Source organism: Clostridia bacterium, from assembly GCA_036562685.1.
In the GTDB taxonomy this organism is placed as follows: domain Bacteria; phylum Bacillota; class Clostridia; order Christensenellales; family DUVY01; genus DUVY01.
In genome coordinates, this window is sequence record DATCJR010000165.1 from 1 (window position 1) to 5,294 (window position 5,294).

Below are 5,294 nucleotides of genomic sequence, written 5' to 3' on the forward strand. Positions count from 1 at the left end.
TTCTTATCCTGCTATGATTGATATAAGCAAGGATAATTATGTTTATAATAACTTTCAAAATGAACTGTATGCTTACAGACTTTTAGATGTTGCCAGCGTCAATAATAATGCCCTATTGATATTAAGTAATGAAAACAGAAATAACGCAGCGGCTTTTGTCTATTATTCTTCCTTGGGATTTTCTAAAGTCAATCATATAGCAATAGACAATGTAAATAACGCAAAGATAATAACCGATGAAAATTACGCTCTAGTATATTTTGGGGGCAACACGCCTATATACTATATAATCTATCAAAATATGAATTATCCTATTAGTACTCTTAATAAAACTCTACTTGCTCCATATAAGTTTTTAAATATTAAAAAAGGTGTTTTGATATTATCTAAAGAAAGCAATCAAAAACAACTGCTGTATTTAAGAAATCAAAAAATTAATATCGCTGATTTGAGTATTATAAAAGATATTAATGCGTTTTGTATTTTTAATGATTATTTTATTAGTGCATGCAATTATCAAAATAAAAATTCAAAAGACATAAAAGTGCATTTTTCTAAAATTACGCCGTATTACTTTAACAAAAAAAGCATCTCATAAAAGATGCTTTTAATTATCTTTTTTGGTTCTAGGCGTTATTTGAGATATAATTTTTTTGGAAAGTTTAAGAAAAGACTTTTTTCCTTTTTTGTGATAAGAAATATCATTCTTCCAGCCAAAAGGAATTTCATCTTCATTGGCATCAGCTATTTTAAATGATATGATCGGTTTTTTGGCAGTAACAGATGAAAAATCTGTTTGTGCTTCGATATTCATATTTTTACCTTTCATCATTTTTCTTAAAACAGTTTTTATTCCTCTTTTGTTAATAGCTTCTGACATTCTCTCTCCCAAAAACACTCCTAATAGTTATACTAATTAACATTATATAATATTTTTTTGACAATTTATCATTATTTATAAAATTTTTTTGATTTTTTGCTGTTTTTATCTATTAAAGCTTGGATACAAATTTGTTTTTGTTTTTATTCAAAAGGAATTTAAGTTTTTCGCCATCGTTTTTGGAAAACTTCAAAGGCGTGCTTGTTCCCGACAAAGTCAAAGCACCGTTTCGGTTGTTTGAAACAATGACTTTGTTTCCTTTCTTTTCAAAATAAAAATCATAAAGATGATGCCAGTCCAAAAAATAAACTGCTGTATATATACCGTCATTGACCACTGCGCTTTTCGCTATCGTCATCATAATGCTTATTGACATTATGCAACATATAATAATAAAAAGCAAAAGCATTGTTATTCGCACATATAGCGTATTCATGTTCCATATAGAATACAGCTCTTTGGTTAAAAATTTGCCTTCAGGTTCAATCATTAAAAAAATGCAGATTATCGCAGTAAAAGCAAGTAATATATCTAGCAGCCAATAAAAAAACTTATTGGTCTTAAGAGATATTATTGTTATAGAATATTTGAGTCTATGCTGGTGTTTTATAGTTTTTACCAAAAAAAACACAGTGCCTGCCAAAACAATTCCGGCAACACTAGACAAAAGAGATATTAAAATTTTAGGCATGTGTCCAGACATAATTAACCCAATAAATAAAAACCGAAATTAAAATTTCGGCTTTTATTATGATAACATATTAATATGTTTTTATCAAGGATTATAAAAATCAGTTTTTACTACTTAAAATATTGAACGCCTGAATAAAAGATTTTCATATCCATATTTAAGTCAATATTTTTATAGCCTTTTTGACAGCGTTCTATATGCGCCATTTTGCCAAGTATTCTGCCGTCAGGACTGATTATTCCCTCTATTGCACAAACAGAACCATTAGGGTTATAAGGCATATCTGCTCGCGCAACGCCGTTTTCGTCGACATACTGGCTAAATATCTGACCATTCTTCTCCATTAATTCTAAGTCATTTTGGCTTGCAAAAAATCTGCCTTCGCCATGAGAAATGGGCGTGCCATAGATGTCACCTAATTTAACAAAGTTAAGCCAAGGCGAATTAACTGAACAAATTCTTGTCCTTACTATTGATGACATATGACGGTGGATATTGTTGAAAGTCAAAGTAGGGCTGTTTTCGCTCAATGAGGTAATTTTTCCGTAAGGCAGCAGTCCTAATTTTATCAAAGCCTGGAATCCATTGCATATTCCGATAATAAGTCCGTCACGATTTTCAATAAGGTCTGTTACCGCTTCTTTTACCTTAGGATTTTTGAATGCGGTAGCTATAAATTTACCCGAACCGTCAGGCTCATCTCCGCCCGAAAATCCTCCCGGAAAAGCTATTATCTGGCTTTGATTGATGAGCTTTGCCATCATCATAGCAGATTCTTCGATTTCCTGAGGCGTGCGGTTTCTTATAACAAAGGTATTGACTTCGGCTCCATATTGTTCAAAAACGCGTTTTGTGTCATATTCGCAGTTAGTGCCAGGAAAAACAGGAATAAATACTTTAGGACGAGCAAACGTAATATCGCTGTGCTTTTTCTTGCATTCTCCGTCATAAGTTATAGTCTTAACTGATTGCGCAGGTTCTGCTGTGGTCGGGAAAACCTTTTCTAAAGTAGACGTAAAGCTTTCAATTATTTCTTTTATAGATATAGTCTGATTGTTGATAACCGTTTCACTTGAAGTAGTAATTCCAAGCTTTTGATAATCAAAATCTTCAAGCACATTTATATCGTTTAATGCAACAAGGCAATCCCCTGCAAAATTATCAAACATTTCATGAGAATGATTATAAAACTTTATTCCCAGCTCATTTCCCAAAGCAGATTTTATAGCAGAAATAGCTGCTCCGCCTTCTTCAATTATCTGAATATATGATATATTGCCGTTTTTGATATTTTGATGCAAAACTCTAATAAGCCTATTGACGTATTCAAAATCAGGCATTCCGTATTCATCTCGTTTTAGTTTGATATGAACAATCTCAATGCCAGGCTTGTTTAAAACATTGGTAACGCCATAGGATGTATCAGTCATTCCTAGCGCAAAAGATATAAGCGTGGGCGGAACATCAATATTTTCAAAAGTACCGCTCATTGAATCTTTGCCGCCTATAGCGCCTATTTTGAGACCGAGCTGCGCCTGCATAGCACCTAGCAAAGCTGACATAGGGATTCCCCATCTGTGCGGATCTTTGTTAAGTCTCAAAAAATACTCCTGTAATGTAAGTCTAATCGAATCAGGATCGGCACCGCCTGCAACAGCACGCATTACACTCAAAACTACCGAATAGACAGCGCCCAAAAACGGACTTTTGGACATCATGTCAGGATTAAATCCCCATGAAGCAACGGTTGCGGTTGTGGTCTGTCCTTGCATAACAGGAAGTCTTGAAATCATGCAGTCAGCTGGAGTCAACTGGTTTTTTCCTCCCAAAGGCATTATTACGCTGCCCGCACCTATTGTCGAGTCAAACATCTCAATAAGCCCTTTTTGAGAGCAGACATTTAAAGATGAGAGTTTTTTTAGAATTGCGTTTTTATAATCTTGGTTTTTTAGATATTCATGTATATCAGAAGATGAAAAAATATCTTGAACTGTTTCTTCAATCAAAACGCTTGAATATTGTTTAGCGCCGTTAGAATCAAGAAGGCTGCGGTCAAGATCAACAACCTTTTCGCCGTCTAAAAACATAGTCATACGATTAGAATCGTTGACGCGGGCTACTATTGTTGCGGAAACATTCTCTATATCGGCATATTTTTTCAAAGTCTCAAAGTCGTCTTTGTCGATCACTACTGCCATGCGTTCTTGAGATTCGGATACCGCCAATTCCAAAGCATTAAGTCCGGAATATTTTTTGGGAATACAATTCAGATTGATTTCAAGCCCAGGCGCAAGCTCGCCTATTGCTACGCAAACGCCGCCTGCTCCAAAATCATTGCATTTCTTTATTAGCTTGGTAACTTCAGGGTTTCTAAATAGTCTTTGGATTTTTCGTTCGGTCAAAGGATTGCCTTTTTGAACTTCAGCCCCTGCGGTATCTACGCTTTTTTCGGTATGAGGTTTAGATGAACCTGTGGCTCCGCCTATTCCGTCTCGACCTGTTTCGCCGCCAATAAGCACGACTATATCTCCGCTTTTGGGCTTTTGTCTTATTACATTTTTCTTAGGCGCAGCACCTACTACAAAGCCTGTTTCAAGACGCTTAGCAACATAATTGGGATGATAAACCTCTCTTACCAAGCCTGTAGCCAAGCCTATTTGGTTTCCATAAGATGAATAGCCTGCAGCCGCCGTCTTAGTCAGCACTCTTTGAGGCAGTTTGCCTCTCATTGTCTGCTCTATCGGAACAGTAGGATCTGCAGCACCTGTAATACGCATAGCCTGATAGACATACACTCTGCCGCTCAACGGATCTCTTATCGCACCGCCAAGACAGGTCGCCGCTCCTCCAAAAGGTTCAATTTCGGTAGGATGATTGTGCGTTTCATTTTTGAACATTACAAGCCATTCTTCCTTGACACCGTCGATATCAGCATTAACTACAATCGAACAAGCATTGATTTCGTCAGATTCGTCAAGATTATCAAGTTTGCCTTGACTCTTTAATTCTTTTGCGGCGATTGTGGCTATATCCATAAGACATTGGTATTTGTCTTTTTTGTTACCGTTAAATTTTACAAACAACTCTTGATATGTCTTATAGGCTTTTTCTATATGCGGATTATCGCTTTTTATAGTTACATCAGTTATATTGGTCAAAAATGTTGTGTGTCTGCAATGATCAGACCAATATGTGTCAATTACCTTAAGTTCAGCTTCATTTGGATTGCGTCCTTCATTTTGAAAATGCGCCCTTACAACTTCTAGGTCTTCAACACTCATTGCAAAGCCATTTTTTTGATGAAACTTTTCTAAACCCTCTCGATCCATATCTATAAAGCCGTCTATTACATGAACAGGCTCAGGAATAGGCGCTTTTTCACGCAAAGACACAGGCTTTTCTAGACTGCACAGTCTTGCTTCCACAGGATTGATTATGTATTTTTTTATCTTTTCAAGCTCTTCCTCTTTTACGCCTTTTATAGCATAAATGGTTGCACATTTGATCATTGGGCGAGCCTTTTGGGTAAGCAATTGCACGCATTGCGCTGCGCTATCTGCCCTTTGATCATATTGTCCTGGTAAAAATTCTGTTCCAAAAATCTCGTAGTCTTTTAAATCTGGCAATGTTTCAAAAAACACATTATCTACGGGCGGTTCAGAAAACACTGAAACAACAGCCGACTCAAAATCTTCCTTTTGTATATCAGCAACATCATAGCGT

4 protein-coding genes are annotated in these 5,294 nt (G+C 36.0%); 1 reads left to right on the top strand and 3 read right to left on the bottom strand.

Annotated features, from left to right (window positions below):
* On the top strand, positions 1-598 hold a 598-nt coding region (locus VIL26_07460; GenBank protein HEY8390764.1), incomplete at its 5' end, for a hypothetical protein.
* 9 nt (positions 599-607) lie between these two features.
* Here the strand turns inward: VIL26_07460 and VIL26_07465 are convergent.
* The 3 genes from VIL26_07465 to VIL26_07475 all read right to left on the bottom strand — a co-directional run.
* On the bottom strand, positions 608-880 hold the full coding sequence (locus tag VIL26_07465; protein HEY8390765.1) for a hypothetical protein: 273 nt from the start codon (positions 878-880) through the stop codon (positions 608-610).
* A 112-nt stretch (positions 881-992) separates the two neighbouring features.
* Positions 993-1,571: a DUF5673 domain-containing protein gene (locus tag VIL26_07470; protein ID HEY8390766.1), complete on the bottom strand. Its 579-nt coding sequence runs from the start codon at positions 1,569-1,571 to the stop codon at positions 993-995.
* A gap of 110 nt (positions 1,572-1,681) precedes the next feature.
* On the bottom strand, positions 1,682-5,294 hold a 3,613-nt coding region (locus tag VIL26_07475), incomplete at its 5' end, for a phosphoribosylformylglycinamidine synthase (protein HEY8390767.1).

What these genes read in the sequence shown, in the direction of transcription:
- VIL26_07465 (HEY8390765.1), bottom strand. Translation starts at nt 880, where the DNA reads ATGTCAGAAGCTATTAACAAAAGAGGAATAAAAACTGTTTTAAGAAAA.
- VIL26_07470 (HEY8390766.1), bottom strand. Translation starts at nt 1,571, where the DNA reads ATGCCTAAAATTTTAATATCTCTTTTGTCTAGTGTTGCCGGAATTGTT.